Origin of the sequence: Chitinophaga niabensis (genome assembly GCF_039545795.1) — a bacterium.
Classification (GTDB): Bacteria; Bacteroidota; Bacteroidia; order Chitinophagales; family Chitinophagaceae; genus Chitinophaga; species Chitinophaga niabensis_B.
On sequence record NZ_CP154260.1, the window covers coordinates 1,670,194 to 1,695,619 of the forward strand.

Annotated in this window: 16 protein-coding genes; 12 read left to right on the forward strand and 4 right to left on the reverse strand. The window is 46.0% G+C overall.

Features of this window, described 5'->3' with window-relative positions; genetic code table 11:
• The first annotated feature begins 55 nt into the window (after positions 1-55).
• The 4 genes from AAHN97_RS06935 to AAHN97_RS06950 all read left to right on the forward strand — a co-directional run bounded on the left by AAHN97_RS06935 (position 56) and on the right by AAHN97_RS06950 (position 8,691).
• Positions 56-3,217 (forward strand): PVC-type heme-binding CxxCH protein, encoded by a 3,162-nt coding sequence (locus AAHN97_RS06935; RefSeq protein ID WP_343306833.1) that lies wholly within the window; start codon positions 56-58, stop codon positions 3,215-3,217.
• A 439-nt stretch (positions 3,218-3,656) separates the two neighbouring features.
• Positions 3,657-6,707 (forward strand): SusC/RagA family TonB-linked outer membrane protein, encoded by a 3,051-nt coding sequence (locus AAHN97_RS06940; protein ID WP_343306834.1) that lies wholly within the window; start codon positions 3,657-3,659, stop codon positions 6,705-6,707.
• Positions 6,708-6,735: 28 nt separating this feature from the next.
• Positions 6,736-8,241 carry a RagB/SusD family nutrient uptake outer membrane protein gene (locus AAHN97_RS06945; RefSeq protein ID WP_343306835.1) on the forward strand — a complete coding sequence of 502 codons (1,506 nt, stop codon included), beginning with the start codon at positions 6,736-6,738 and terminating at the stop codon, positions 8,239-8,241.
• Between the two features lie 60 nt (positions 8,242-8,301).
• On the forward strand, positions 8,302-8,691 hold the full coding sequence (locus tag AAHN97_RS06950; protein WP_343306836.1) for a hypothetical protein: 390 nt from the start codon (positions 8,302-8,304) through the stop codon (positions 8,689-8,691).
• Here the strand turns inward: AAHN97_RS06950 and AAHN97_RS06955 are convergent.
• Positions 8,683-10,329 carry an arylsulfatase gene (locus AAHN97_RS06955; RefSeq protein WP_343306837.1) on the reverse strand — a complete coding sequence of 549 codons (1,647 nt, stop codon included), beginning with the start codon at positions 10,327-10,329 and terminating at the stop codon, positions 8,683-8,685. The two genes, AAHN97_RS06950 and AAHN97_RS06955, sit on opposite strands and share 9 nt — an antisense overlap.
• A gap of 409 nt (positions 10,330-10,738) precedes the next feature.
• Here AAHN97_RS06955 and AAHN97_RS06960 point away from each other — a divergent pair, with 409 nt between their 5' ends.
• From AAHN97_RS06960 to AAHN97_RS06995, 8 genes are all read left to right on the forward strand, one after another.
• Positions 10,739-10,969, forward strand: a complete 231-nt coding sequence (locus tag AAHN97_RS06960; RefSeq protein ID WP_343306838.1) for a hypothetical protein — start codon at positions 10,739-10,741, stop codon at positions 10,967-10,969.
• A 421-nt stretch (positions 10,970-11,390) separates the two neighbouring features.
• Complete coding sequence (locus AAHN97_RS06965) at positions 11,391-12,230, forward strand: hypothetical protein (RefSeq protein ID WP_343306839.1); 840 nt, start codon at positions 11,391-11,393, stop codon at positions 12,228-12,230.
• Positions 12,231-12,707: 477 nt separating this feature from the next.
• Positions 12,708-15,977: a SusC/RagA family TonB-linked outer membrane protein gene (locus tag AAHN97_RS06970; RefSeq protein WP_343306840.1), complete on the forward strand. Its 3,270-nt coding sequence runs from the start codon at positions 12,708-12,710 to the stop codon at positions 15,975-15,977.
• A 10-nt stretch (positions 15,978-15,987) separates the two neighbouring features.
• Complete coding sequence (locus tag AAHN97_RS06975; protein WP_343306841.1) at positions 15,988-17,925, forward strand: RagB/SusD family nutrient uptake outer membrane protein; 1,938 nt, start codon at positions 15,988-15,990, stop codon at positions 17,923-17,925.
• Positions 17,926-17,952: 27 nt separating this feature from the next.
• Positions 17,953-19,170, forward strand: coding sequence for a DUF5000 domain-containing lipoprotein (locus tag AAHN97_RS06980; protein WP_343306842.1), 1,218 nt, complete (start codon positions 17,953-17,955; stop codon positions 19,168-19,170).
• Between the two features lie 11 nt (positions 19,171-19,181).
• Positions 19,182-19,877 carry a DUF4998 domain-containing protein gene (locus AAHN97_RS06985; RefSeq protein ID WP_343306843.1) on the forward strand — a complete coding sequence of 232 codons (696 nt, stop codon included), beginning with the start codon at positions 19,182-19,184 and terminating at the stop codon, positions 19,875-19,877.
• Positions 19,878-20,062: 185 nt separating this feature from the next.
• Entirely contained in the window at positions 20,063-20,251 is a 189-nt protein-coding gene (locus tag AAHN97_RS06990) for a hypothetical protein (protein ID WP_343306844.1), read from the forward strand.
• A 1-nt stretch (position 20,252) separates the two neighbouring features.
• Positions 20,253-20,924, forward strand: coding sequence for a succinate dehydrogenase cytochrome b subunit (locus AAHN97_RS06995; RefSeq protein WP_343306845.1), 672 nt, complete (start codon positions 20,253-20,255; stop codon positions 20,922-20,924).
• Position 20,925: 1 nt separating this feature from the next.
• On the opposite strand, the gene AAHN97_RS07000 is transcribed toward AAHN97_RS06995, so the two are convergent.
• From AAHN97_RS07000 to AAHN97_RS07010, 3 genes are read right to left on the reverse strand one after another with little or no spacing between them, the layout of a single operon-like run.
• Positions 20,926-23,355: a tetratricopeptide repeat-containing sensor histidine kinase gene (locus AAHN97_RS07000; protein ID WP_343306846.1), complete on the reverse strand. Its 2,430-nt coding sequence runs from the start codon at positions 23,353-23,355 to the stop codon at positions 20,926-20,928.
• A 35-nt stretch (positions 23,356-23,390) separates the two neighbouring features.
• Entirely contained in the window at positions 23,391-24,278 is an 888-nt protein-coding gene (locus AAHN97_RS07005) for a DUF6130 family protein (protein WP_343306847.1), read from the reverse strand.
• Between the two features lie 7 nt (positions 24,279-24,285).
• A complete protein-coding gene (locus tag AAHN97_RS07010; protein ID WP_343306848.1) occupies positions 24,286-25,299 on the reverse strand; it encodes an alpha/beta fold hydrolase in 1,014 nt (337 codons plus the stop codon).
• Between the last annotated feature and the right edge of the window lie 127 nt (positions 25,300-25,426).

Below are 25,426 nucleotides of genomic sequence, written 5' to 3' on the forward strand. Positions count from 1 at the left end.
GATCATGAGATTAATAAAGATCAGCGTTCTATCGCTTATCGCGGTTATCCCTGCGATGATGATTTTAAACGCCTTTAAAATAAAAGGATCTGCTCCTCTTGTTATCACCAAGGGATCGCGCATTGCGCTGATCGGTAATAACCTGGGGTCGAGGATGGTTCATTATGATAATTTTGAAACGGAACTCTATCTGCGTTTTCCAACGTATGATCTGTTCATCCGTAATATGTGCCGTCCGGGCGAAACGCCTGGCTTCCGGCCACATGCCGGCAGAAATTCTGCATGGGCTTTTCCCGGTGCGGAAAAATTCCAGGTGGAGCGGGCTAACATGGTGAAAAGAAAAGATGCATCCGGCTGGGCGGAAATGGAAGATGCCGGTGAAGGTTTTTTTGAAACACCTGATCAATGGCTTACAAGGCTTAAAACAGATGTGATCATTTCCTTTTTCGGTTACAATGAATCGTTTGCGGGAAAAGCGGGGATTGCCAACTATAAGGCAGAGCTGGAGGCTTTTATTAAATGGACGTTGAAACAAAAGTACAATGGTACTTCTGCACCCCAGCTGGTGATTGTTTCACCCATTGCTTTTGAAGATCTCTCTGATAAGTATGATCTGCCGGATGGCCGTAAAGAAAACGAAAACCTGGAATTGTACACCAAAGCAATGAAAGAAGTGGCTGCACTGAATAAGGTACTTTTTGTAGATGCATTTACACCATCTCTGCAATGGTATAAAGAAACGGCAGCACCATTAACTATCGATGGCTCCCAACTGAATGAAGAAGGGTATAAAAAATTCGGCTTATTACTGGCAGATCAGATCTTTGGAGGAAGCGCAGCGCATACGGATCAGAACAAAAAGCTGGTGCATGATGCAGTGATGGAAAAGAACTGGATGTGGCTGAACGATTATAAAATTCCTAACGGTGTGCATGTATATGGCCGCAGGTACAAACCTTTTGGGCCTGACAATTTCCCTGCCGAAATAAAGAAGATCCGCGAGATGACAGTGATCAGGGATACTGCCATCTGGCTGGCTGCTTCAAAAGGTGAGAAGATGGACCTGGCAGCTGCAGATCAACATACCAGTGTATTACCGGAGGTTAAAACCAACTATGAGCCCAGTCGTAAAAATGGTAACCTTGAATATCTCAGTGGGCAGGAAGCTGTGAGTAAGTTGAAAGTACCACCGGGATATAAAGTAGAGCTATTTGCTTCGGAAACGGAATTCAGTGCGCTCGCCAAACCTGTACAGTTATCGTTTGATAACAAAGGGCGGTTGTGGGTGGCAGTGATGCCCAGTTATCCGCAATACAGGGTAGGAGACCCATTGCCGAACGATAAGCTCATTATCCTGGAGGATACCGATAATGACGGCAAAGCAGATAAACAAACCATATTTGCAGACAGCCTCCATTTACCGCTGGGCTTTGAGATAGCACCGGAAGGTGTATACCTGTCCCAGGGAACTAATTTTGTGCTGTTAAAAGATACGGATGGTGACGGTAAAGCGGATAAGAAGGAGATATTACTGAGCGGTTTTGATGATCACGATTCGCACCATAGCAACCACGCTTTCACAACAGATGGCTCCGGAGCTATCTACTCAGGAGAAGGGGTATTCCTTCGTACCAATGTAGAAACTTCTTACGGGCCTGTATATTCTACCAACGGCGGCTTTTACAGATACGATCCCCTCCGCAGGAAACTGGAACGTACCGCGCAACTGGCTATTCCAAATCCCTGGGGCATTACATTCGATAGCTGGGGGCAGCCTTTCTTTGCAGAAACATCCAGTCCGGATGTACGCTGGATGCTTCCCGGAACTGTATTGCCAAGGTATGGGCAGGCTACACACAAATCCAAACAACTGGTAGAAGAGAAACACTTGGTGAGGCCAACATCAGGCATCGAAATAATATCCAGCCGGCATTTTCCCGATGAAGTACAGGGAGACCTGCTGATCAATAATACCATTGGCTTCCTCGGAACAAAAGAACATACGATGGAAGATGACAAAACGGGTTATAAAAGCCGTTTTCGTCAGGACCTGCTGGTGAGTGATGATCCTAATTTCCGCCCGGTAGATCTGGAGTTTGCACCTGATGGTTCTTTGTACGTGGTGGATTGGCATAATATCCTTATCGGGCATATGCAGCATAATGCAAGGGACCCTTTGCGTGATCACTCGCATGGAAGGATTTATCGCATTACCTATCCTTCCAGGCCCCTGGTGAAACCGGCAAAGATAGCAGATGCCAGTATTGAAGAACTCCTGGATAATCTGAAACTGCCGGAATACAGAACGCGTTACAGGACCCGCCGGGAGCTGAGAGGCCGGGATGTTTCAGAAGTACTGTCTAAACTAACAACCTGGGTGGCTAAGCTGGATGCGAATGATCCGGGATATGAACATCATCTGCTGGAAGGACTTTGGGTGAGCTGGGGAATGGATAAAGTAGATCAGAAACTTTTAAGGCAGCTGCTGAAAGCGAAGGATTACCATGTAAGGGCAGCAGCAGTAATGGTCGTTCGTTATACAGGGCACCAGGTACCTGACCAGGCAAATTTGCTGATGCAGGCTGCCAGGGACCAACATAGCCGCGTAAGGCTCATGGCTATTGTAGCCGCTTCCTGGCTCGGTAAAGAAAAAGGCCTTCCCATTTTAGCCGAGGCCAATAAATTACCGATGGATGATTGGATGCTGCCTGCATACAGGACGGCTGTAGCACATTTAAATGGAATGAATGTAAGGGAAGCAAGGGAGAAAGAAGAAAGAACAGTACTGAAAGGTGCTGAGCTGGCATTGTTTAATCAGGGGAAAATTATTTATAACAAAGAAGGATACTGTAAAACCTGTCACCAGGCAGACGGAAAAGGACTCACTGCTTCTGGTTTTCCACCCCTTGCATCCACTAACTGGGTAAAGGGAAGTGATGAAAGGCTGATCAAACTGGTGCTTAAAGGATTGATGGGACCCATAACGGTAAATGGTAAAAAGTATCCGGGCCAGGTGCCAATGACACCTTTTGGCGGATTACTGAAAGACAATGAGGTAGCAGCTGTATTGACCTATGTCCGCAACTCATTTGGAAATAACAGTCCTGCTGTTTCTGTGGAGAAAGTGAGAAAAGTGAGAAAGGCCATAGAAAGTAAAAAGGATTTCTATTCCGCTGAGCAATTATTGAAAGAACATCCCCTGGAAAGGGTACAATGATATTGGAAGGGGGCTAAATGCCCGTGTTCATGATTTCTTCCAATAGTTTGATTGATAAGTAAGAGCTGGCCGTTTTCAGCCGGCTCTCTTCTTCACTCTTTCCCATTGGATGGCACCATATTTTTAGAATATTAGCATGAGAGTATGTACAATAGAAAAATGTTTTGCATGAAAACACCCATTTAATCACGTTCAAGTTAAATTTCCATGTTATGAAGAAAACCCGGTCAGTGAACCAGATCTAATCGAGGATCTACGCTACGTTACGTTAATCTATTCGTAGGTACGGGCCCGTACCCTCATGTTTCCTAATCTTTTTTTTGAAGGCAAACACCAGTTGTTTGGCCTCCTGTTATTTTCATTTTCTAACCCCGGCGGCGCTTGCTGCTGATAAACCAGTTATATGCGATCAGAAAAACTACGCAGGATATTGTGTTGCATGATGTGCATCGTCCTGCCTGCACTTCCCGGTTACGTCCGGGCACAATCAAAAACAATTAAAGGTACCGTCACCGATGAGTCGGGTGCTCCTGCCATTGGTGTATCCGTGGCTGTTAAACAGGGCAAAACGGGCACGGCAACAGATGCTGAAGGAAAGTTTACATTAAGTGTGCCGCAGGGAACGGTGCTGGTACTTTCCGGCCTGAACTATGAATCTGCAGAGATAACGGTGGATGCCCGTACAGAATATAAGATCACCGTTAAAACCAAATCGTCCAACCTCAGTGATGTGGTGATTGTTGGATATGGTACGCGGAAAAAATCAGACCTCACCGGAGCGGTGGGAACAGTAAGAAGCGAGGCACTGATGGAGCGGCCCAGTTCTTCATTAAACCAGGAACTGTCCGGCCGGGTAACGGGCGTGAACGTGTCTTCCAACTCAGGCCGCCCCGGCGGCCGTGCCAACATCCGTATCCGCGGTTACAGTTCCATCAACATCCAGAACGATCCGCTTTATGTAATTGACGGGGTGATCCTCAATGTGGCCGGTTTGCAGAACGGTAGTACGCCAATAGATTATTTGAACCCGAATGATATTGCGTCCATCGAAGTATTGAAAGATGCTTCGTCTACCGCCATTTACGGAGCGCGCGGTGCAAACGGTGTAATATTGGTGACCACCAAAAGAGGTTCATCCGGCGGAGGCAAAGTAACATATGATGCGGATTTTAGTGTGGGAACATTACCCCGCAAACTGGAAGTACTGAATGCAAAAGAGTTTCTGCAGGTGGAAGATCTTGCTTACCAGAACGCACAAAAGTATGATTCAGTAGGATGGACAAATGGAAAATATACTAACCCCAGAACAAAACGTAACAACCCGCTGCTCTTCGACAGCCAGGGCAATCCACTGTATGATACAGACTGGCAGGACGAAGCCATGCAGAAAGCTTTTACACAGAATCACCAGTTATCGTTCACCAATGGTAATGAGAAAGGCAGTTACGGTGCATTCCTTAACTACCGGAATGAAAACGGGCTGATTAAAGGATCATGGCAGAAAAGATATGCTGCCCGCTTTGTATTTGATACGCAGATCAAAGACTGGCTGAAAGTGGGTGGTACATTGGGATATACGGACCAGAATGAAAAACAGGTAGATCAGCTTGGAGGCGGAGGTATCGTAACCATGCGCCAGGTACTGGAAGCACTGCCTATCATTCCTGTAAAATTCCCTGACGGGTCCTGGGGCGGAAATGATGATTACCCGGGCATGGAAGGTGGCGGTAACCCGATACAGGTGCTGGAAGAACGGCTTTATTATCTTCGTACGCAAACACTGCTGGGTAATATTTACGCGAACATTCAGCTGGCGAATGGCCTCGAGTTCAGGACCACCGTAGGCGCCAATGTGATTAACCAGCGGCTTGATTATTACGGTGGAAGGGATCTGAATTATATTTCCCGCGGGCAAAGAGGTGTGGCACAGATCACCAACAACCGCTATAACTCCTGGCAGTTCGAAAATTACCTCACCTATAACAAACAGTTTTCCCGTATCCATTCGCTGAATGCATTATTGGGCCTTTCCTGGCAGCATGTGGACCAGTTCAGCAACTTTGCCGCCAGCCAGGGTTTTACGGACGATTACTTTAAGTTCTATAATCTCGGTGCCGGCGCCAATCCACAGGCCCCCACTTCATCAGGTACTGCTTACGGCCTGAACTCTTATTTTTCCCGGCTTAATTATGGGTTGATGGATAAGTACCTGGTTACTTTCACCGGGAGGATGGATGGTTCTTCCAAATTCGGGAGCAACAACCGTTTTGCTTTTTTCCCTTCCGCAGCAATTGCCTGGCGCGTTTCGCAGGAGAACTTCATGAAAGCAGTGCCAGCTATTTCCAACCTCAAGCTGAGAGCCAGTTATGGCGCAACTGGTAACTCGGAAATATCCGCTTACCAGGCGCTGGCAGGCCTGGGTAACTATGATGTGGTTTTCGATGGTGTAAGAAGTCCGGGTATAGGTATCAGCCGCATGTCCAACAATGAATTGAGATGGGAGAAAACCCTTCAGCTGGATGCCGGTATGGAACTGGGACTTTTCAATAACCGCATTTCACTGGAGTTTGATGTGTACAGGAAGAAAACAGTTGACATGCTGCTGGCGGCGCCTTTGCCTACCACCAGTGGTTATACAAGCATTACCCGCAATATCGGCAGTATGGAGAACAAAGGTGTTGAGCTGTCCATCAATACCACTAACATAGAACAGAAAGACTTTTCCTGGAACACGCAGTTTAATATTTCCATCAATAAAAACAAGGTACTGGCGCTCACCGGCGGCAGCGATATTTACTCAGGTGCTACAGTTATTCGTGTAGGTGAACCGCTGGGTGCTTTCTTCGGCCGTGTAAATCTTGGTACCTGGAGCACGCAGGAAAAAGGGCAGGCGGCTGTATACAATGCCCTTCCCGGAGATATAAAATACCTAGACCGGAATAATGATAAGCAGATCAATGATAATGACCGCATGATCATCGGAAAAGGGATCCCGGATGGCTTCGGCACTTTTATGAACACCTTCCGTTACAAGAACTGGTCACTTACGCTGGACCTCCAGTACATGTACGGAAACGATGTATTGGACAGGAGTATCCATTCCCTGGAAGATCGCCAGGGTATTGCCAACAGCTACAAAACCGTATTGAATGCCTGGACGGAAACTAATCAGAACACACCTATTGCACAGGTTCGCCCCGTACCGGCAGGCTATGACACAAATAATGACAGCCACAAGGTGACGGATGCCTCGTTTATCCGCGGCCGTAATTTCCTGCTTGCCTACACTTTCCCTGCAACTGCCGTTACCAGGATGAAGCTGAACAGGCTGAGGGTGTATGCATCTGTGCAAAACGCCTTTGTGGCAACCAAATACAAAGGGTACGATCCGGAAGTGTCCAATTCCGGCTCTCCCTTTGATCAGGGTTTTGGCTTATATGATTACCCGAAGCCACGTGTATTTATGATGGGGCTGAATGTAACCCTGTAACCCATTTCGTAACCTTAAAGGAAATAACATGAAATCATACATATCAAGATATTACCTGCTGCTCTGTACCGCGGGAACAGTGTTGCTGAGCGGTTGCAGCAAATTCCTGGACGAAAGTGATCCGAGTAACTTCACAATAGACCAGTATTACCGCACGGCCGAGCATGCCGCAAGTGGTGTGAATAGTATTTATGCATCCATGCGTGAGCCTATGGGTAGCGGCTTTGGCGGTGGTGCCTGGATGATGACGGAATTTGCCACCGGCCTGGCGGATACAGATCTTGGGCAGGCGGTGAACAGCTATTTTGTGAAAGACCTGATCAATACGCCGGATAATGCATATGGCCGCACGTACTGGGTGAGCTACTACAGGGGCATTGCTAATGCGAACCTGGCTATCGAAAAAATACCTGCCATCAACATGAACGAAACGGACAAGAAAAAGCTGCTGGGGCAGGCCCGCTTCCTTCGAGCCTGGTACTACTTTGGTCTGGTGCGTATGTTCGGAAATATTCCGCTTATCCTGAAACCGGTTGAGTTGAATTCTCCGGATCTGAAGCCTAAGCAGGCACCGGTGGAAGATGTATATGCAGCTATTGATGCAGACCTGAAAGAGGCGGAGGCTGCAGGTTTACCATGGAGGGATGTATCAGGCAGGGTAAGCCTGGGTGCTGTGAAATCGTTAATGGCACAGGTGTACCTCACCATGGCCGGTTATCCCTTGCAGAAAGGTGCAGCATACTATGACCTGGCTGCAAAAAAAGCGGAGGAAGTAATAGATTCCAAACAGTTCTCCCTGTTCCCGGTATACGCTGATCTGCACAATCCTTCTAAGAAGAACATCGGAGAGAACATCTTTATGATGCAATTCCGTACACAGATCATCCCTTCAAACTGGCAGGTAGCTATTATTCCCTATAACAAAAACATCTCTGCTTATTCTGATGAAACAGGTGGCATTTATGCCAATATCAATTTCATCAGGTCATTTGAAGCGGGAGATCTGCGGGTAAAGGAAAAACAATTTTTCTTCACTAGCTACACCTCGGAATCGGATCGTACTAAAACGGTAGAGCTGGGAGGTTATTACATCTACAAACATTTTGATGATGCCGCCCAACTGAGCACTGCCAACAGTGATCTTAACTGGCCTGTTATCCGGTATGCGGATGTACTGCTTACTTATGCAGAAGCTGCCAATGAGACTGCCGGCCCGGGTACAAAGGCTTACAGTGCCGTGAAAGAGATCAGGGACCGTGCGCAATTGCCGGAATTATCTGGCCTCAGTAAGGAACAGTTCCGTGAAGCGGTATGGCGTGAGCGCTGGTTTGAGCTGTGTTATGAAAATACCACCTGGTTTGATATGGTGCGGCTCCGTAAGGCATTTAATGTGGGAACCCGGCAATTTGATGAATACGTAGGGCATAAGTTTTCTTATGGACCGGTGGTGTCTGCAAAAGAACTGCTCTTTCCAATCCCTACGCAGGAGATCCTGGATAATTCCAACCTGAAGCAGAATGACGGATATAAGTGATTGGTCGGTTGATGGCCGGTTTTCTGCAAAGAAAACCGGCCATTTGCTTAATTTAATGGAATGAAACATCAGCTCAGGAATATTCCATTATTGAAGAAAGTACTTTGGGTGGATAGCGTGTTAGGAGGAGGAACTGCACTCGCAGGTCTTTTCTTATACCCGGTGTTGGCAGGTTTTTTAGGCTTGCCCGCCAACCTAATTATCATCATAGCTTCCGTTACACTGGCTTATGCATTGCTGGCCTTAAGCCTTGCCCGTAAAAGCACTCCGCCGGTTTTGCCGCTCAGGATACTGATCGGCGCAAATTGGATATGGGCCGTAATAAGCGTGGTATTATTGTTCCTGTATTTTAACGAGGCAACAATATTCGGTGCAATATTTTTGATATTGCAGGTACTGGTGGTGGGTGGGCTGGCTTACCAGGAGGGGCGTCATGTTGTCCTATCTTGACCTTACCACCTGGCTCGCCGTTGCCCAATGCCGCCACAAACTGTCCAGCTCTTTCACCTTTTCAGGATACTTGCCGGAAAGATCATTCATCTCTGTTCTGTCCTCCGCGAGGTTATAGAGATGTGGAACGCTGTCTCTGCGTGTAGCCACCAATTTCCAGTTATTTACGCGTGCGTACTTTGCACCAAAATGTTCATTGAAAAGTGCCGTATGCCCAACAGATCGTTTGTCATTGAATGAAGTGACCAGGCTGATCCCGGTTGAACGGGGGACAGGTTGATTATTTCTGACTGCAGGATATTTAGCCCCGCTCAGTTCAATGAAAGTGTTCATGAAATCCATCACATGCCCCACATGTGCACTGAATCCGCCTTTATTAGCAGTGATCCCCTTAGGCCAGAACGCAATCATTGGTGTGTGAACACCTCCTTCATAAGATTCTTCTTTCCAGTACTGATAGGGCGTATTAGCCACCTGTGCCCACCGCGGGCCAATAGATGCAAAGGAGGTTTGTGGCCCCGGCATCACCCTTTTTTGTGTGGGATATGCAATGGTGCGGCCATCCCTTGTTTTACCAGGGCGGTCAAAGCCAGGTCCGTAAGCAGCACAGTTCTCTGCACTGGCACCATTATCAGATAAGAACAGGATCAGTGTATTTTCCAGTTGTCCGGTTTGCTTAAGGGCATTGATCATGCGGCCAATACCCTGGTCCATCCTGTCGATCATAGCGGCATGCACAGCCATGGCTTTAGCATCCCATTCCCTGGTAGGATTATCCTGCCAGGAGGGTGCATTTCCATTAACAGGTAATTTTGTCTTCGCTGGATCTATCAGCCCCAGTTTAATCATACGTTGATACCGGGCCGTACGGATGGCATCCCAGCCTGCTTTGTAGGTATCCTCATATTTGGCAATATCTTCCGGCAGTGCCTGCAAAGGCCAGTGTGGCGCATTCTCGGCTACGTAAAGGAAGAAGGGTTGTGAATAACGGGCATACTCTTTAATGTAAGCTACCGCGGTATCATTGATTGCATCTGTATGATAGTAATTATCCGGTACGTTTTTGACCGGCTCCGTGCCACTGACAAGACTGAATGGATCAAAGAAATCCACTACGCCCCAAATGGTACCGAAGAACTTCTCGAAGCCCCTGTTGGTGGGGTATTGTTCAATAGGGGAGAATGGTCCGAAATCCCGCTGGTGGTTCAGCCAGTCCATTTGCTCCTGTGGTGTTTTCTGCCGGATAGTATTGGATACATGCCATTTGCCGGACATCGCCGTATGGTATCCGTCAGCCTTCAATACTTCTGCAAGTGTAACTGTGTTATCTCCCAAACGGCCCAGGTAACCCGGCTCGCTTTCAGCATCCGTCATTCTGCCTATGCCGGCCTGGTGATTATATAAACCGGTAAGCAGAGAGGCCCGGGTGGGGCAGCAGCGGGAAGTATTGTAAAACTGAGTGTAGCGCAGACCGTTATTAGCGAGGTAATCCAGGTTGGGAGTATGTATCTCCCCGCCATAACAGGCAAGGTCTGAAAAACCAAGGTCATCTGCCATGATAACAATGATATTAGGACGCTTCGGGGAAGGCGAATTCCTTAAGGCCAGCAGGACCAGACCGCAGGAAAGCACAAGCATAATAAATATCAGTTTTTTCTTCATCGTGGACAACATGCAATCACGAAAGAACAAAATCAAACGCAATGCACTTCGTCATTTTGTATCAGATTCTAGCATAATCGTCTCATTTTGGCATAGATGCCCCCCATGATGCTGCAATCGATAGTGTCTCAATACAATAGTAGTATTTTATCATAGGCTGATTAATTGTTCTAAACCGGGCTTTTTTATTTGATCATATTTTTTGAAACACTTAATTTCAGAAACGATGAGCACATGAAGAGATCTAACCAACAGACACGCAACTATTAACAATTGAACCGGCCGCGTTAACCTATTATTGTAACACAACGTATGATGAGCATTACCCGTCTATAGCATGCCATGCTACCATGAAAGTATGCTGCGTTATCACTTAGCCTAATGTATGTCACTGCAGCATTTTGAGCGGATCAGGAGTATTGATCATTTGATCCGGATCAGGGGAACAGGTTCTCCTCAGCAATTCGCACGTAGATTGAAGATCTCAGAAGCATCACTGTACCGCATACTCGCTTTTATGAAAGAGGCCGGTGCACCCATCCGGTACAGCAAGGAACGGCAATCTTACTATTACAGCGAAGAAGGATCTTTTTTAATCAGTTTTATTCCTTCATAATTTTTGCCTCTCAGCACATGAGAGTGTAGTTGATTAATATGCAGCTATAATTCATATGCGCAATTATTGGATAGGGAATCTAAAGCAGCAGGGCCGTTACCATTCCTGGTAAAGGAAATGATATCCTTGAACTTTAGCCCAAGGCGAATCCCCGATAAATAAAAGCGGAGGGAACATTTCTATTTATCGGGACAATTCACTATTAATATATATACATGGTTTTAAAGCCTCCCCTCATTCCTGAGTGGGAGGGGTTATTATAATGACATCATCTATAATAGAAACAGTTAATGGAGCATAAGCCGCTGGATTCTTCCCGGGGCAATTTTCCTGGAAATGATATGGGGTACCTGCAGAGGCCCCATTTTTATTTTATAAGGAAAAGACTGCATGTAAAGGATTTGTTTATTTTTAACAGTATATGGCAACACCTGATGAAAATAAGTGGCTGTTACAAATGATACAGTCGAGATACCAGGCTTATAACCTCTCTTTTGAGCAGGCAGAAATGGTTAACCGGTTTGAGCAGGAGAGGGATGCATCCTCAATGGAACATTTCTTTTCTCAATGGGAAGAATGGGATTTTGAAATGGTCACTTTCAGGGAGATCTTGAATGAAGAACAACTGGCACTTTACCTGGTTAATCATGAAGCGGAAGTAAAGGCTTATGAAAAGCAGCTTACCGAACAGGATAATAGTGAGACGCAAATGAAGCAGCTGGCCTATATGACCAGCATACTTGCCTATTACAGGAATGAATTAGTTCCGGGATTACAAAAGAATGAAGATCTGAGAAGGTATGTAACCATCGTCCGCATGAGAGACACAAAGTTTAACTACCTCAAAGAAGAATTCAAACAATACCTTACTGGTGCAAGGAAGCAGATCCTGATCAATCATTTCCGGCAGAACAGAACTTTCAGGCCTAATGCATTAAAGCATGCGCTTTTAATGCATAGTATCAACGATGTATGGCCTGACTACGAACAGTTTTATCATAGTATGGATACCCCAACCAGGGCGGTGGCAGATTTTTTAGAGAATAAAGTGACCAGGTATTTTAGTGATATCAAAAAAATACTGGAACAAAGCCTAAGGGAAAGGCAAGGTTTTATGGACAGCCTTTATAAAGAATTTTTCAGCCACGAAGGTGGTTGGCATGCGTATATAGCAATAACCCCGGAGAAAGAGTTGAAAACATTCAGCATGAGCTTACTGCTGATGGAAACAAGCGTCTTGAATACACATCTGAATCTATAGCCCCGTTTTTGTAGAATAGTAGCCATTGCTAATATTTTTTTATCCAAATCGAAAGGTTTCTTTTTTCTTCTTAATAATTGAATTAGTTTAGTTAAGATTATTATCTTGTGTGTATTGATTTACAAAATTCCAAAGTCCTACAGCTAAATTAAAGTTAAACAGACCTAACATTCATTCACGTTTTCAATGTTTTTGAAAGACCGGTTGAGACAGTTGCGAAAAATTCCACGTGTACAAGCATGAACAGATGCATGTAGAAGCGGCCACATCGCCCGGCAAAGCACTTATCATTTTACTTATCAATCAAACTACTAAGGCTGGTATTCATTTTTAACCATTATTAACCAATAATCTGTTTTCTCAACTGAGGCACGAAACGGAGCGGGGAAAGTATGCCCGGATCCAAGTGTACTGTAGCCGAACCACGTTACCTGCCCTTTAATTTATCAACCTTTTCTTAATCCTAACATGATGTGTATGAGTAAAAAGCTACGCTTCGGCATGGCATGCCTTTGTATGCTCCTATCTTGCTGTTTACGCTATTCAGATGTCTATTCCCAGAACCGGTCTTCCGTTATCGGAACTGTGAAGGACAGTGCCGGTACTCCACTTCCAGGCGTAAGTGTGATCGTATCCGGTGCAAAATCCCAGGGAACAGCTACAGACATGAATGGTAAATTTGTACTGGAAGTAGATCCCGGTGCAATATTGCTATTTAAGTTCATTGGCTACAAAGAACAAACGGTAACAGTAAGAGATCCTAAGCAGGAACTAACTGTAGTATTGAGTTCGTTGGAAACTGTTCTTAGTGATGTTGTTATTACGGCATTTGGTAAGAAACAGATCAAAGAATCTGTAGTAGGGTCTGTATCCACAATTAAACCAGATGCGCTGCGAACAGGAGGAAGTAACCTCACCAATGCACTTGCCGGGCAGGTGGCTGGTGTGATCGGTTTTCAGTCCAGCGGTCAGCCCGGGTTGGATAACTCCAACTTCTTCATCCGGGGGGTAACAACATTTGGTTACCGGCAGAATCCACTGATCCTGATCGATAACGTGGAATTAACCACTAATGATCTGGCCCGCCTGCAGGTACAGGACATTGCCAGTTTCTCTATTCTGAAAGATGCGAGCGCTACGGCATTATATGGTGCGAGAGGAGCCAATGGTGTGATCCTGGTTACTACAAAGGAAGGTAAAGCTGGTAAAACATCGCTGAATGTAACACTGGAAAATGCCATCTCACAGCCCACCAAAACCATTAAGCTGGCAGACCCGGTTACTTACATGAAGTTGTATAACGAAGCCAGTACCACACGGGATCCGCTTCAACCCATCGTATTTGATGCGGATAAAATATACAATACGGAGCAAACATTGAAAAATGCGCCGGGGAGTAACGGTTATGTATACCCGGCAGTGGACTGGCTGGATATGCTGTTCAAGAAATCCACCACTACCCAGCGGGCAAATGTGAATATCAGCGGTGGCGGAGACCTTGCACGTTACCTGGTATCTGCTTCTGCGAGTAACGATAACGGGATGTTAAAGCGGAATGTCGCCAATAATTTTAATAACAATATCAAGTACAAGAATTACCAGCTACGCTCCAATGTAAACGTAAAGCTGACTAAAACAACGGAGCTGGTATTAAGACTGTGGGGGAATTTCAATGACTACAGCGGCCCCATGACCAACGATGCTTCTTTCTCTTCCGATCTGTACAGTGCGGCGGTGCATACCAGCCCGGTACTTTTCCCGGCATATTATCAGCCGGATTCTGCCAACCGCCTGGTGCAGCATATCCTGTTCGGTAATGCCAGCGGTGGCGCAGACCAGGCAAATGGTGTGGGGTATGCCAACCCTTATGCACAAATGCTGAGAGGATATAAGAGATTCTCTGAGTCCCGTATGTCTGCCACATTGGAACTGCACCAGGATCTTGATTTCATAATACCCGGATTAAAAGCGCATGGTTTCTTCAATACCAACCGGTATTCTTACTTCGATAATAGTATGGCCTATAACCCATTCTATTATAACATTCTGCCCGGAGATTATAACAGGGCAAGTAATACCTATAAGCTCACCTGGCTGAATTCACTGCCGAACGGTTCCTTCCTGGGTGGCCCTGGTTCCGGTAATAGCGGGCCGGCCACAGAATACCTGGTATACACGCCGGGAAGAAAGGACGCGAATACCTTCCTGCAATTCCAGGCGCAACTGGAATACTCCAAACAACTGGGGGATCATAACGTTTCCGGTTCGCTGATCGGGGTAAGGCAGCAAAGGCTGGTGGCCAATGGTATAAACCCTAATACAAATCAGGAAGACCTTCAATACTCATTGCCTTACAGGAATATGAACCTTGCAGGCAGGGCAACTTACAACTACCTTTCCCGGTATTTCCTGGAGTTTAACTTTGGCTACAACGGTTCTGAACGTTTCTCTGAAAATCACCGCTATGGGTTCTTTCCTACCATCGGCGCTTCCTGGATCGTTTCACGGGAGAAGTTCTGGGGCGATGGTTTAACGGATATTGTAAGCTCACTTAAACTAAGGGCCAGCTATGGTTTGAGTGGTAATGATGATATCGGCAATCAGCGTTTCTTTTATTTATCTAATGTAAACCTCACGGCGGGTAATGGCAGCACTTTTGGTTTGAACAATATATATAACCGGCCTGGCGTAAGGATCAATAATTATGAGAACAGGAATGTAACATGGGAAACCGCGAAGATCCTGAACTCTGGTATTGAGCTCACCCTGTTTAAGAATTTTGACTTCATTGCGGAGTATTGGAAGCAGGACCGCAGCAACATCCTGATGGGCCGGAACATCCCTTCCAGCATGGGACTGGAAGCAGCCATCCTCACGAATGTGGGTACGGTGAAAGTAAATGGCCTGGATCTTACTGCTAATTATAACAAGGATTTTTCCAGGAACCTCCGGGTGATGTTTATGTCCAACTTTACATATTCAAAAGGCGAGTACGGCGTATATGAAGAACCGAAGTATGACGAACCATGGCGGTACAGGTCCGGCACCATGCTCGGCCAGCAGTTCGGCTATATTGCAGAGCGTCTTTTTGTGGATGACAAGGAAGCAACTGCTTCCCCTGTTCAGCAGTTTGGAGGCAGTGGTAACCCGGTAAGAGGTGGGGATATCAAATACCGCGATCTGAATGGAGATGGCCGCATCACAGTAGCTGATCAGGCCCCGATAGGTTTGCCCACAACACCCCAGGTAATGTATGGCTTCGGGTTTTCCGTCATTTATAAAGGCTTTGAAATAGCTGCACGTTTCCAGGGCCAGTCAAGAGTTTCTTTCTTCATAGACCCGCGTTCCGTAAGTCCTTTCGTTATACCGCCATCGCCCCAGATCCAATTCCAGAGCCAGCCGTTGCAGGCCTTTGCGGATGATCACTGGTCTGAAGAAAATCAAAACCTCTATGCGTTATACCCCCGTATGGGTGTTAGTGCACAGGCCATTGAGAACAACCTCCAGAGAAGCACCTGGTGGATGCGTGATGGTAGTTTCCTGAGATTGAAAACTGCTGAAATAGGATATGTGATACCCAATCAATTATTAAAAAGACTGGGTGTGAGATATTGCCGTGTATATGTGAATGGCCTTAACCTTTTCAACATTACCAAATTTGACCTGTGGGATCCGGAACTGGGAGGGAATGGGTTCAACTATCCTATTCAGAAGGCTTATAATTTAGGTATCAACATCAATTTATAAACAAAGCATTATGAAGCGCTATCAAATAAATACAACAGCCCGTGCGTGGTGCATGTTTATACTGTGTTTGCTGGGGATCACAAATGAAGGCTGCAATAAATACCTGGATGTTACCCCGGAGAATGTAGGCACCATAGACTATGCTTTCCGGAACAGGAACGAAGCAGAGAACTACCTGTTCACCTGTTACAATAACCTGCAGCAAATGAGCAATGTGCTGGGTGATCCTGGCTTTACTACATCGGCAGAGATCGTTTATCCCAATGATCTGTCTGAAAGACCTATTGCTGATGAAGGCTTCCAGCTGATCAGGGGAACAACACAGAATATCTCCAATCCTATCCTCAATTACTGGGATGGCAGCAATATGGCACCCAATATCTTCCAGGCTATCCGCCGCTGCAACATCATGCTGGAGAACATCGATAAACCTATTGATCTCTCTGAGGAAGAAAAAGCAAGATGGATTGCGGAAACAAAATTCCTGAAAGGATATTACCATTATTTCCTCGCCAGGATGTATGGCCCCGTTCCCATCTATAAAGTGAATCAAAACGTTACGGCCCCGATAGAAGAGATCAGGGTGAAAAGGGCGCCGGTGGATTCCGTATTCAATTACGCTGTTCAGCTGATGGATGAAGCCATTCCTGATCTGCCGGTGCAGATAGCAAACATTCAACAGGAAATGGGACGGATCACAAAGGTGATCGCTTTATCTGTAAAGGCTGAAATACTGGCTACGCAGGCAAGCCCCTTATTCAATGGTAATCCTGACTATGCAAGGTTTAAGAATAAAGACGGAGAGGTGTTATTCTCTGCAACGGCAGATCCTGCCAAATGGCAACGCGCCGCTGCTGCCTGTAAGGCTGCTATTGATGAAGCAGTCAGCCTCAACATGAAATTATACACCTTCATTCAACCCGCTAACCTGCCGGTGCTGACGGATTCCCTTCGCAAAGTGCTTACCATTCAGAATGCGGTGACCGAGAAGTGGGACTTCAATGCAGAGGTGATCTGGGCACTCAATGGTACCTTCGGTTACCAGAACTTCTGTATTCCCCGCCTTACCACCAAAGCAGTGGAAAACTCAACTGCGGCGGCAGGCAGCTTTACTGTTCCCTTATCCACAACAGATCTTTTCTATACGGACAATGGTGTACCCATCAATGAAGATAAGACCTGGGATTATGGCCGCCGTTTTGAGCTGCAGACAGGTGATAACGCCAACAAGTACTTTATCAAGAGTGGCTACACGACTATCAGAAATAATTTCAAACGTGAAGTACGGTATTATGCCAACATCGGTTTCGATGGTGGTGTATGGTTTGGGAATGGCGTAACAGATCAGAATAACCCCTTGTACATTGAAGCAAAAGGCCCTGATTCAAAGGCAGGTCCTAAAGACCGTGTGCGGATCAATATGCTGGCTATGTGGCCTAAAAAGCTGGTGAATTACCTCACTGTTTTCAATGAAGGTGTGCAGCAATCAGCTTTCCGTTTGCCACGCACCCGCCTGGCAGATCTGTACCTGTTATATGCAGAATGCCTGAACGAGGCCAGTGGGCCTTCTCCGGATGTATATAACTATATAGACCTCGTACGCCAACGCGCAGGCCTCAAAGGTGTGGTGGAATCCTGGGCGCAGTTCAGTTCAGCACCTAATAAGCCAACCACCAAAGAAGGCCTGCGTGAGATCATCCACCGGGAACGCCGGGTGGAATTATGCTTTGAAGGAAAAGCAGGATGGGACCTCAGGAGATGGAAAGAAATGCTTACTGTACTGGCGCCGCCTATACAGGGCTGGAGCATCTTCCAGAAAACCAATAGCAATTTTTACACGCTGCAAACTTTGTTCATACCTGGAATGACTGTAAGGGACTACTTCTGGCCATTGTCAGACGCTGCATTGTCCAATAACCCCAATCTGGTACAAACACTGTATTGGTAATCGTTTCATCGTATCAAAATGACTGTTATGAATAATAAATATATCTTTTTAACATTCACTCTGTTGCTGGCGGTTATAGCCTGTACCAAAGTAAAGGATTACAATGATCCTATTTCAGGAGATAAAACAAAGCCGGGTGTGATCAGCAATATAAAAGTGGCCAACTTCAACGGTGGCTCTCACATCACTTACAGCCTGCCTTCTTCGGGAAACGTGTTGTATGTGAAAGCGGAATATGTGATCGATGAGAAAACAGGAAAGAAACGGCAGACAAAGTCCAGTTACTACAGTGATAGTATCATGGTACAGGGTTTTGCGGAAAAAAAAGAATACTCAGTAACACTCACCACCGTCACCCGTTCCAATGTAGAATCTGATCCCGTAACGGTAAAGGTTTTTCCGGATACGCCGGTATACAAACAGGTGGCTAAAACTATCAGGATACAACCCGATTTTGGAGGACTCAATGTTCAGACGGAAAACGTCAATAAAAAACCGGTAGGCGTGATTGTGTTGTATAAACCAGCTGGTGCAGACAGGTATTCCATCTATGAGCAAAAGTTCAGTGATTTTGCCGCCCTCAGTTTTTCCTCGCGTGGATTTGACACGCTGCCCAAACAGTTTGCCGTATACATTACGGACCAATGGGGCAACAATTCCGATACGCTTTTTCAAACCATCAAACCCTTGTTTGAAAAAGAGCTGGATAAAAGTAAATTCTTCGGCAATGCCTTACCTAGTGATGGCAGGATAGGTTTCGGATGGGCATTGTCCAATCTGTGGAACGGCAATACCGGTGGTACCGGCTGGCATACGGTACAGGAGAATGTGCCCTTACCCATCGTATGTACTTTTGGATTAGGCGTTTCAGCCAAAATAAGCCGCTTTGTATTATATGGAAGGTCCGGTTATGAATATGGTCATGGAAATCCCAAGGTATTCTCCATATGGGGTTCAGACAAACCAGCTCCCGCAGATCAGGTATTGCCTGTATTTGCAGAAGAAGGAGCCGTATTGGGTGATTGGGTGAACATGGGTAATTATGTATGGCCAGGGCCGCCATCAGGAGCACCCGCTGCTTCACCTACGGCAACAGACAGGGCTGTGTTTAACCGTGGTATGGAATTCAATGTTCTCTTCACGGCGCCTAAAACAAGGTTCATCAGAATGGCCGTTACCGAATCATGGTCAGGCGCCACCTTTGCGCATGCCATGGAAATCACCCTGTTTGGAAATACTAATTAAAAAGAACGTTTATGAAAAGAAGTATCATCCTGCTGCTTTTTACTTCCTGCCTGTATTTCAGCTGTAATAAAGGCGAAGTGGAATACAAGGACCTGTTAGGCGGCAACGAAATAATATATCCGGGCCTCACCGGCAATTTCAAAGCATTCCAGGGAAACCTGCGGGTAAAACTGCAATGGAACCCAAGCCCGGACCCAAGCATAACAAAATATCTTATTTACTGGAATAATAACACAGATTCGATGACGCTGACTGCTTCCAGCAATAATACGCAGGACACGATCAGTACTATGATCACCGGCATTGGAGAGTATGTGCAGAACTTTGTATTGTATACTTTCGATGCTAAAGGGAACAGATCAATAGGGCAATCGCTTTCCGGGGTAAGGATCTTTGGACCCTTATATGTTTCCTCTCTTATCAACCGGCCGGTAGATGCCAGCAAACCAATCGTGGTTTTGGACCCGAATACCTACAAGGTGTTCTTTTCGAAACCGGATACGATACTGAATACAGGCACTTCCATATCCTACCTGGATAACCTGCAGAACCCTGTTACGCTTAACCTGAATGCAAAAACAGATTCTGTTGTGCTGAACCAGGTAAAGGCAGGTACCAAAGTAGCCATACGTTCCTCTTATGTGCCGGTGCGTAATGCCGTGGATACATTTCGTGTGGCGTACAGTGATACCTTAACGCTCAAATAAAGGGTGTTGTATCGAAAATAAAAAGAGGCTGTATCATTCTTTTGATACAGCCTCTCTTGCTTTATTTAGTTAATTGACGAAATATAGTGTGATCATTACAGTGCATGAAATGCTTAAGTAATTAAAGATGAATGTATTGTTTCGTTGGTCCGTGTATTGCAATAGTAGCTGCTAAATATGCAAATATGAAAGTTGTAGTTATAGGCAGGCAGTACTTTACTGAGATCAATGATCCCCACACGGTGGTGGCAGATCCCCAGGCACGTTACTTCGGTGCATTGCTCACCGGGAGGGTACTGGTTCCGGGAGAAAGTGCGTATCTTGGTACTACTAATTTTGATGCCTGGATGGCTGCTCAACGTAAACCTGTATAATATGGGCTGGTTTGTAAAATTCATTTCAAGTTCTATTGGTAAAAAGGTGATGATGGCATTGACGGGACTGTTCCTGATCAGTTTCCTGGTAGTGCATTGTGCCATCAATGCTTTGATCTTTTATAATGATGGCGGTAAAACCTTCAATATCGGGGCACATTTCATGGGTACCAATCCTATTATCCGTACCATTGAAATTGTGCTGATAGCCGGTTTTCTCTGGCATATCGGCCAGGGCCTTTATTTGTGGAAGAAGAACCGGGATGCCCGGCCTGTGAAATACCTGGTGAATAAGGGGAATGCCAACAGCACCTGGTACAGCCGGAGTATGGCCCTGATGGGTACAATTATCCTGTTATTCCTGGTGGTACATACTTCCAATTTCTGGATCCCTAATCGTACGCATCAGTTCTTTCACGGAGAAGAATTGCCTTTGTATGATATGATGCAGGAGAAATTTCAGCAACCCCTGGAAGTGATCATTTACCTGATAGGCTGCTTTGCGCTTTACTGGCACCTGCTGCATGGGTTTAAAAGCGCATTCCAATCCCTGGGTTTAAACCACGTAAAGTATAACGGGCTCATCTCTTTTTCCGGAGTAGCTTTTTCCATTATTGTTCCGTTGATACTCGCCATGATGCCGGTGGCTATTTACTTTCGCTGGATAACCTGATCTACGCAGTCATTTGCCCGCTGAACTCACTGGCCATGGTTTCGAAACGTACGGTATTGTGAACAGAAATAGCGGAAAGGATAATCTTTAACCCGTTTTCATTGGCAATATGCAGCCGTGCTTCCAGTTGATCACTCAATCCTTTGATCAGCTGAAAGCCCAATGAGGTCACATTATCCATATCAAATCCCTCGCTTAAACCGATACCATTGTCTGCCATGATCAGTTCATATTCATTGATGCCGGTGGCTTTGAGGCTGATATGGATGGCTCCGTTCTGATTGTTTTTAAAAGCATATTTCATAGAGTTGGTCACGGCTTCGTTGATGATCAGTCCCAGCGGCACTGCTTCCGTTACATTGAAGGCGGTATGGTCTATGTCCATATTGATATGGAAATTGCGTTGCAGGTTAAAACATTCCCTGAGGTAACAGATCAGTTCCGGGATATAGAAGGCCATATCAATTGTTCTGGCATCATCTGTCTGATAGAGCTTCTGGTGTATGAGGGACATGGAGAAGATGCGGGACTGTGAGTTCTTTACGGCGGCGAGGGCATCATCCTGCAGATAAGCGGATTGTGATTCCAGCAGGCTCATAACGATGTGCAGGTTGTTCTTTACCCGGTGATGCATTTCTTTCAGCAGCCAGCTTTTATCTGTGAGTAGTTGCTGCAGTTGCCCGTTCTTGTTGGTGATTAATTTGTTGGATCTGAGCTTAGTCCAGAAGAGCCAAATCAGCAAAGCAATGATCACTGCGAGTAATACGATCACCAGGACGGTGATCTTCCTTCTGGCGGCTTCCTGTTCAATCTGTATCTCGGCCTTTTCAATTTCTGCCTTTTGCAGTTTTGTGCTATTGGTTAACAGGGCTATATCCTTTTCTTTCAGTTGCAGATCACTTTCCTTTTGCGCAGCGAGCAGTGAAGCCTCATTCAGTTTGGCCTTCTGCAGGTTGGCATCTTTTACCATCAGTTCTGCATTCTTGTTGAGGTAGCGGATGTTTTCTTCTTTTACGCGCAGGTCCGCTTCCTTTTTCTGTGTCTGGTATTGAAATTCCAGCTCCTGGATATATTTTTCCTTAGTGATATTATAGATAGAATCCGTTATGTTCTTGCTTTTAAGTAAATAGTTATAGGCAACTTCATGATTGCCCAGTGCGGCTTCTGTTTTGGAAATAAAGCGGTAGGTGGTGCCCTTTACCAGTTCATTTTCCTTTGTGAATTTTTTTTCAGCAGTTCTTAGTGCGATGATGGCTTTTTCAGGATAATTGAATTTATCATACAATGTGCCGAGATAGGAATAAAAAATAGCAGTGGTATTTTTGGAGAGGTCCAGGTATCTTATGGCTTTCAGCATATTTTCTTCTGCCAGTTCAAACTTATTCATTTCCCTGTATGAAAAGGATAGGTCCAGGTGATAATAGCTTCTATCCACATCGTCTTTTGGAGGAAATTTTTGATGCAGCTTCTCCAGGTAAGGTATTGTTTCATCATTGCGTTTCAGCATCCTTAAACAGTGCAAATAGGCGCTGGCTGTGACGTAAACATTGGAGAAAGAGTACCTGGCCGGATCATTAGAGATCTTCCCATAGTTGATCAGGGATTTATCATATTGCTCCAGGAATTTGTATACATTTCCCAGGGCGATATATGCACGATAACGCTCCACGTTAGTACTGTTGTCATTTAGTTCCTTTTCCTGCTGTATCGCATAGTTTAATGCCTTATGGTGATCTCCCGTCCTTAAAGCAAGAATGCATAATTCTGCCAGTAGATCTATTTTTGTTGGATAGGGTAGCGGGACATAGTGCTTCAGCATAAATGTATATTCGTTTTCAGACTTTTCAACCAGGTTCCGGTCTTTATATTCTATTGCTATAACTGCCAGCCATCTCATGGTTGCCTCCTGTAAAACGAAGTGCTGAATATCTGTTGCCAGTTTGAAGGCCTGGTGTGCATAATGTGCTGTTGAATCTAACCAGCACGTATCCTTCCCGGGAGCGAATTGGTTATAGTAAATGTGTTTACTTAAAGAAAGCTGCAGTTTTACCCTGGTGGAATCATTCATTGTCTGCAGGGCCTTTCTGGCAGGTCCAAAAAGGCTTTGTTCTACAAATGTGATACCTGTTAACAGCTGGGATTCGTTCAGCAGCGGTGTATTGTTTATTTGTTTGGCTAATGCCATTGCCTGTTGCGCACACAACCTGGCGCTATCCATGTCGGTTTTTTCTGAACCGATCTTGAGCAGGTAGCAGAATCCAAGGCTCAACAGGAGATCTGCTCTTTTTTGAACAGTGTTGTTGCCTTTTAATTGGCTGAGAAAACCGGGAATATCTTTGGCGTCTACATTTCTGGCACCAGGGTAATATTGACTATGCCCCCTTAGAAAAAGGAAGCATAGCACAAAGGTAAGGAGCAGTAACTTTTTCATGGTAATGGAGTCTGCTCTAAAATTAATAAAACAAATTAATGATGTGGATTACTTACCTCCGGAACGGTAAAAGAAATGCTTTGCTGCGTGATGGTTTTATGCGTTGGATCTACCAGTTCCACCAGGATCTTGTGCAGTCCGGGTTTCATACCCACAATGATAATAGGTTCATTACTGCTGTCTGCCCAACGCCAGGGGCCGCCATCAACGGTTACATGAATATGCCCGATCCGTGGTGAAACCCTCAGTGCTGCAGGTCCAAAAGCAGGCAGGATGCGGAGGTGCTGTGTGCGGTATTGCACTATCACACGGCCTGCTGCCAATGGTTCCGCCAGGGGCTGGTCAACCATCAGCACTGGTTCCGGCTCATTGGTTAAGGGGGCTACAGGAGCCGGGCCACGAAATTCACGTGCGGTTAAAGGAGTGGCAGAAGGTTGTATGCCGGAAGTTGCCGTAGTGCCATGAATATCCGATCCTGCATGATGCGCATGGGCATTACCGGTCAGCTCAGGTATCACAAAAGACACTGTTTTGCTGTCGATCACTTTGTGGGTGGGATCAGCCAGTTCCAACAGGATGCGATGCGGCCCGGGAGTTAAGCCGTTTACGATCAACGGTTCATTGCTGCCATCTGCCCAATGCCAGGGAGCATCATCAACGGTCACATGTAAATGACCAATGCGGGGAGAAACATTCAATGCCCCACTGCCATATACCGGCAGTATGCGGAGGTTTTCTGCATAGTACTGGATCACTACCCGGCCCTGTGCCAGTGATCCGGGCAGGGGAGGGTCTACTACCAGTTTGGCTGCCGGTTCATTTGCCAGGGCTATAACAGGTGCGGCCGTGCGGACATTAAGTGATTGTGCCATTCCGGCTAAAACAGCGGTGAACGTGAGCAAATACATAAGGATATATTTCATGATTGAATTATTTTGATAAGTTATTTACTTCGATAATAGCTGCCGCAAAAGCTTCCGGTGCTTCCTGCGGTAAATTGTGACCTGCGCCTTTAATGATCTTATGAATGCGTTTACCGGAGAACTTCTGTGCATAAGCGGTACCATCCGTAGCAGGGGCTACACCGTCTGCATCACCATCCAGGGTAATGGTAGGTACGCTGATCACAGGCCCTGCGGCTAGTTTCGCTTCGATACTGTCGTATTGCGGTTCTCCCGGCGCCAGGCTCAAGCGCCAGCGGTAATTATGGATCACGATGCTTACATAGTCCGGATTGGAAAACGCTGCAGCACTGCGGCTGAAAGTAGCATCATCAAAATGCCATTCAGGGGAAACATTTTTCCAGATCAGTTTATTAAAATCGTTCCGGTTAGCTTCATATCCTGCCAGGCCACGTTCTGTGGCAAAGTAATACTGGTACCACCAGCCCCATTCTGCCGCAGGTGACAGGGGCTTTTTATTGCGTTCCAGGTTATTGATCAGGTAGCCGTTTACAGAAACGAGGGCTGTACAGCGTTCGGGCCATAATGCGGCAATGATATCTGCTGTACGTGCGCCCCAGTCGTAACCACCGATGATAGCTTTGGGTATCTTTAATGCATCCATGAATGCAATGATATCCAGCGCTACCGCAGCCTGTTGCCCATTACGGAAAGTAGCGGGAGATAGAAAGCGTGTGGTGCCATGGCCCCGGAGGTAGGGCACAATCACGCGGTAACCTGCTTTGGCGAGGATGGGGGCCACATCTGCATAACTATGAATATCGTAAGGCCAGCCATGCAGCAGGATCACAGGCGTACCGTTAGCAGGGCCCACTTCAGCATAGCCAACATTCAGCACCCCTGCATTGATCTGTTTGATCTCATCGAAAGAGGAGGCCTGTGTGCTGGTGTAACCCAGGAGCAGGATGGCAAGAATGAACCCTTTCATTTTTAGGCTTTTATGGCAGAACGAACTTCCTCCGCCATTTGTTTTTACTTTCATGGTGATTGTTTTCTCAAAAGTATCACCGGTAACAGGCGGGTTCCAACCACAAAGGGGCAAAGTGGACAAAGTCGCGCCTGAGCTAGTCATTTCGAAACCCGAAGATTGTCACGCTCAGGTAAAAACG

Coding starts and splice junctions, on each gene's coding strand:
- AAHN97_RS06950 (WP_343306836.1), top strand. CDS start 8,302: ATGAAACATCAGCTCAGGAATATTCCATTATTGAAGAAAGTACTTTGG.
- AAHN97_RS07000 (WP_343306846.1), bottom strand. CDS start 23,355: ATGAAAAAGTTACTGCTCCTTACCTTTGTGCTATGCTTCCTTTTTCTA.
- AAHN97_RS07010 (WP_343306848.1), bottom strand. CDS start 25,299: ATGAAAGTAAAAACAAATGGCGGAGGAAGTTCGTTCTGCCATAAAAGC.
- AAHN97_RS06995 (WP_343306845.1), top strand. CDS start 20,253: ATGGGCTGGTTTGTAAAATTCATTTCAAGTTCTATTGGTAAAAAGGTG.
- AAHN97_RS06935 (WP_343306833.1), top strand. CDS start 56: ATGATGATTTTAAACGCCTTTAAAATAAAAGGATCTGCTCCTCTTGTT.
- AAHN97_RS07005 (WP_343306847.1), bottom strand. CDS start 24,278: ATGAAATATATCCTTATGTATTTGCTCACGTTCACCGCTGTTTTAGCC.
- AAHN97_RS06975 (WP_343306841.1), top strand. CDS start 15,988: ATGAAGCGCTATCAAATAAATACAACAGCCCGTGCGTGGTGCATGTTT.
- AAHN97_RS06965 (WP_343306839.1), top strand. CDS start 11,391: ATGGCAACACCTGATGAAAATAAGTGGCTGTTACAAATGATACAGTCG.
- AAHN97_RS06940 (WP_343306834.1), top strand. CDS start 3,657: ATGATGTGCATCGTCCTGCCTGCACTTCCCGGTTACGTCCGGGCACAA.
- AAHN97_RS06955 (WP_343306837.1), bottom strand. CDS start 10,329: ATGCTTGTGCTTTCCTGCGGTCTGGTCCTGCTGGCCTTAAGGAATTCG.
- AAHN97_RS06990 (WP_343306844.1), top strand. CDS start 20,063: ATGAAAGTTGTAGTTATAGGCAGGCAGTACTTTACTGAGATCAATGAT.
- AAHN97_RS06980 (WP_343306842.1), top strand. CDS start 17,953: ATGAATAATAAATATATCTTTTTAACATTCACTCTGTTGCTGGCGGTT.
- AAHN97_RS06960 (WP_343306838.1), top strand. CDS start 10,739: ATGTCACTGCAGCATTTTGAGCGGATCAGGAGTATTGATCATTTGATC.
- AAHN97_RS06985 (WP_343306843.1), top strand. CDS start 19,182: ATGAAAAGAAGTATCATCCTGCTGCTTTTTACTTCCTGCCTGTATTTC.
- AAHN97_RS06945 (WP_343306835.1), top strand. CDS start 6,736: ATGAAATCATACATATCAAGATATTACCTGCTGCTCTGTACCGCGGGA.
- AAHN97_RS06970 (WP_343306840.1), top strand. CDS start 12,708: ATGAGTAAAAAGCTACGCTTCGGCATGGCATGCCTTTGTATGCTCCTA.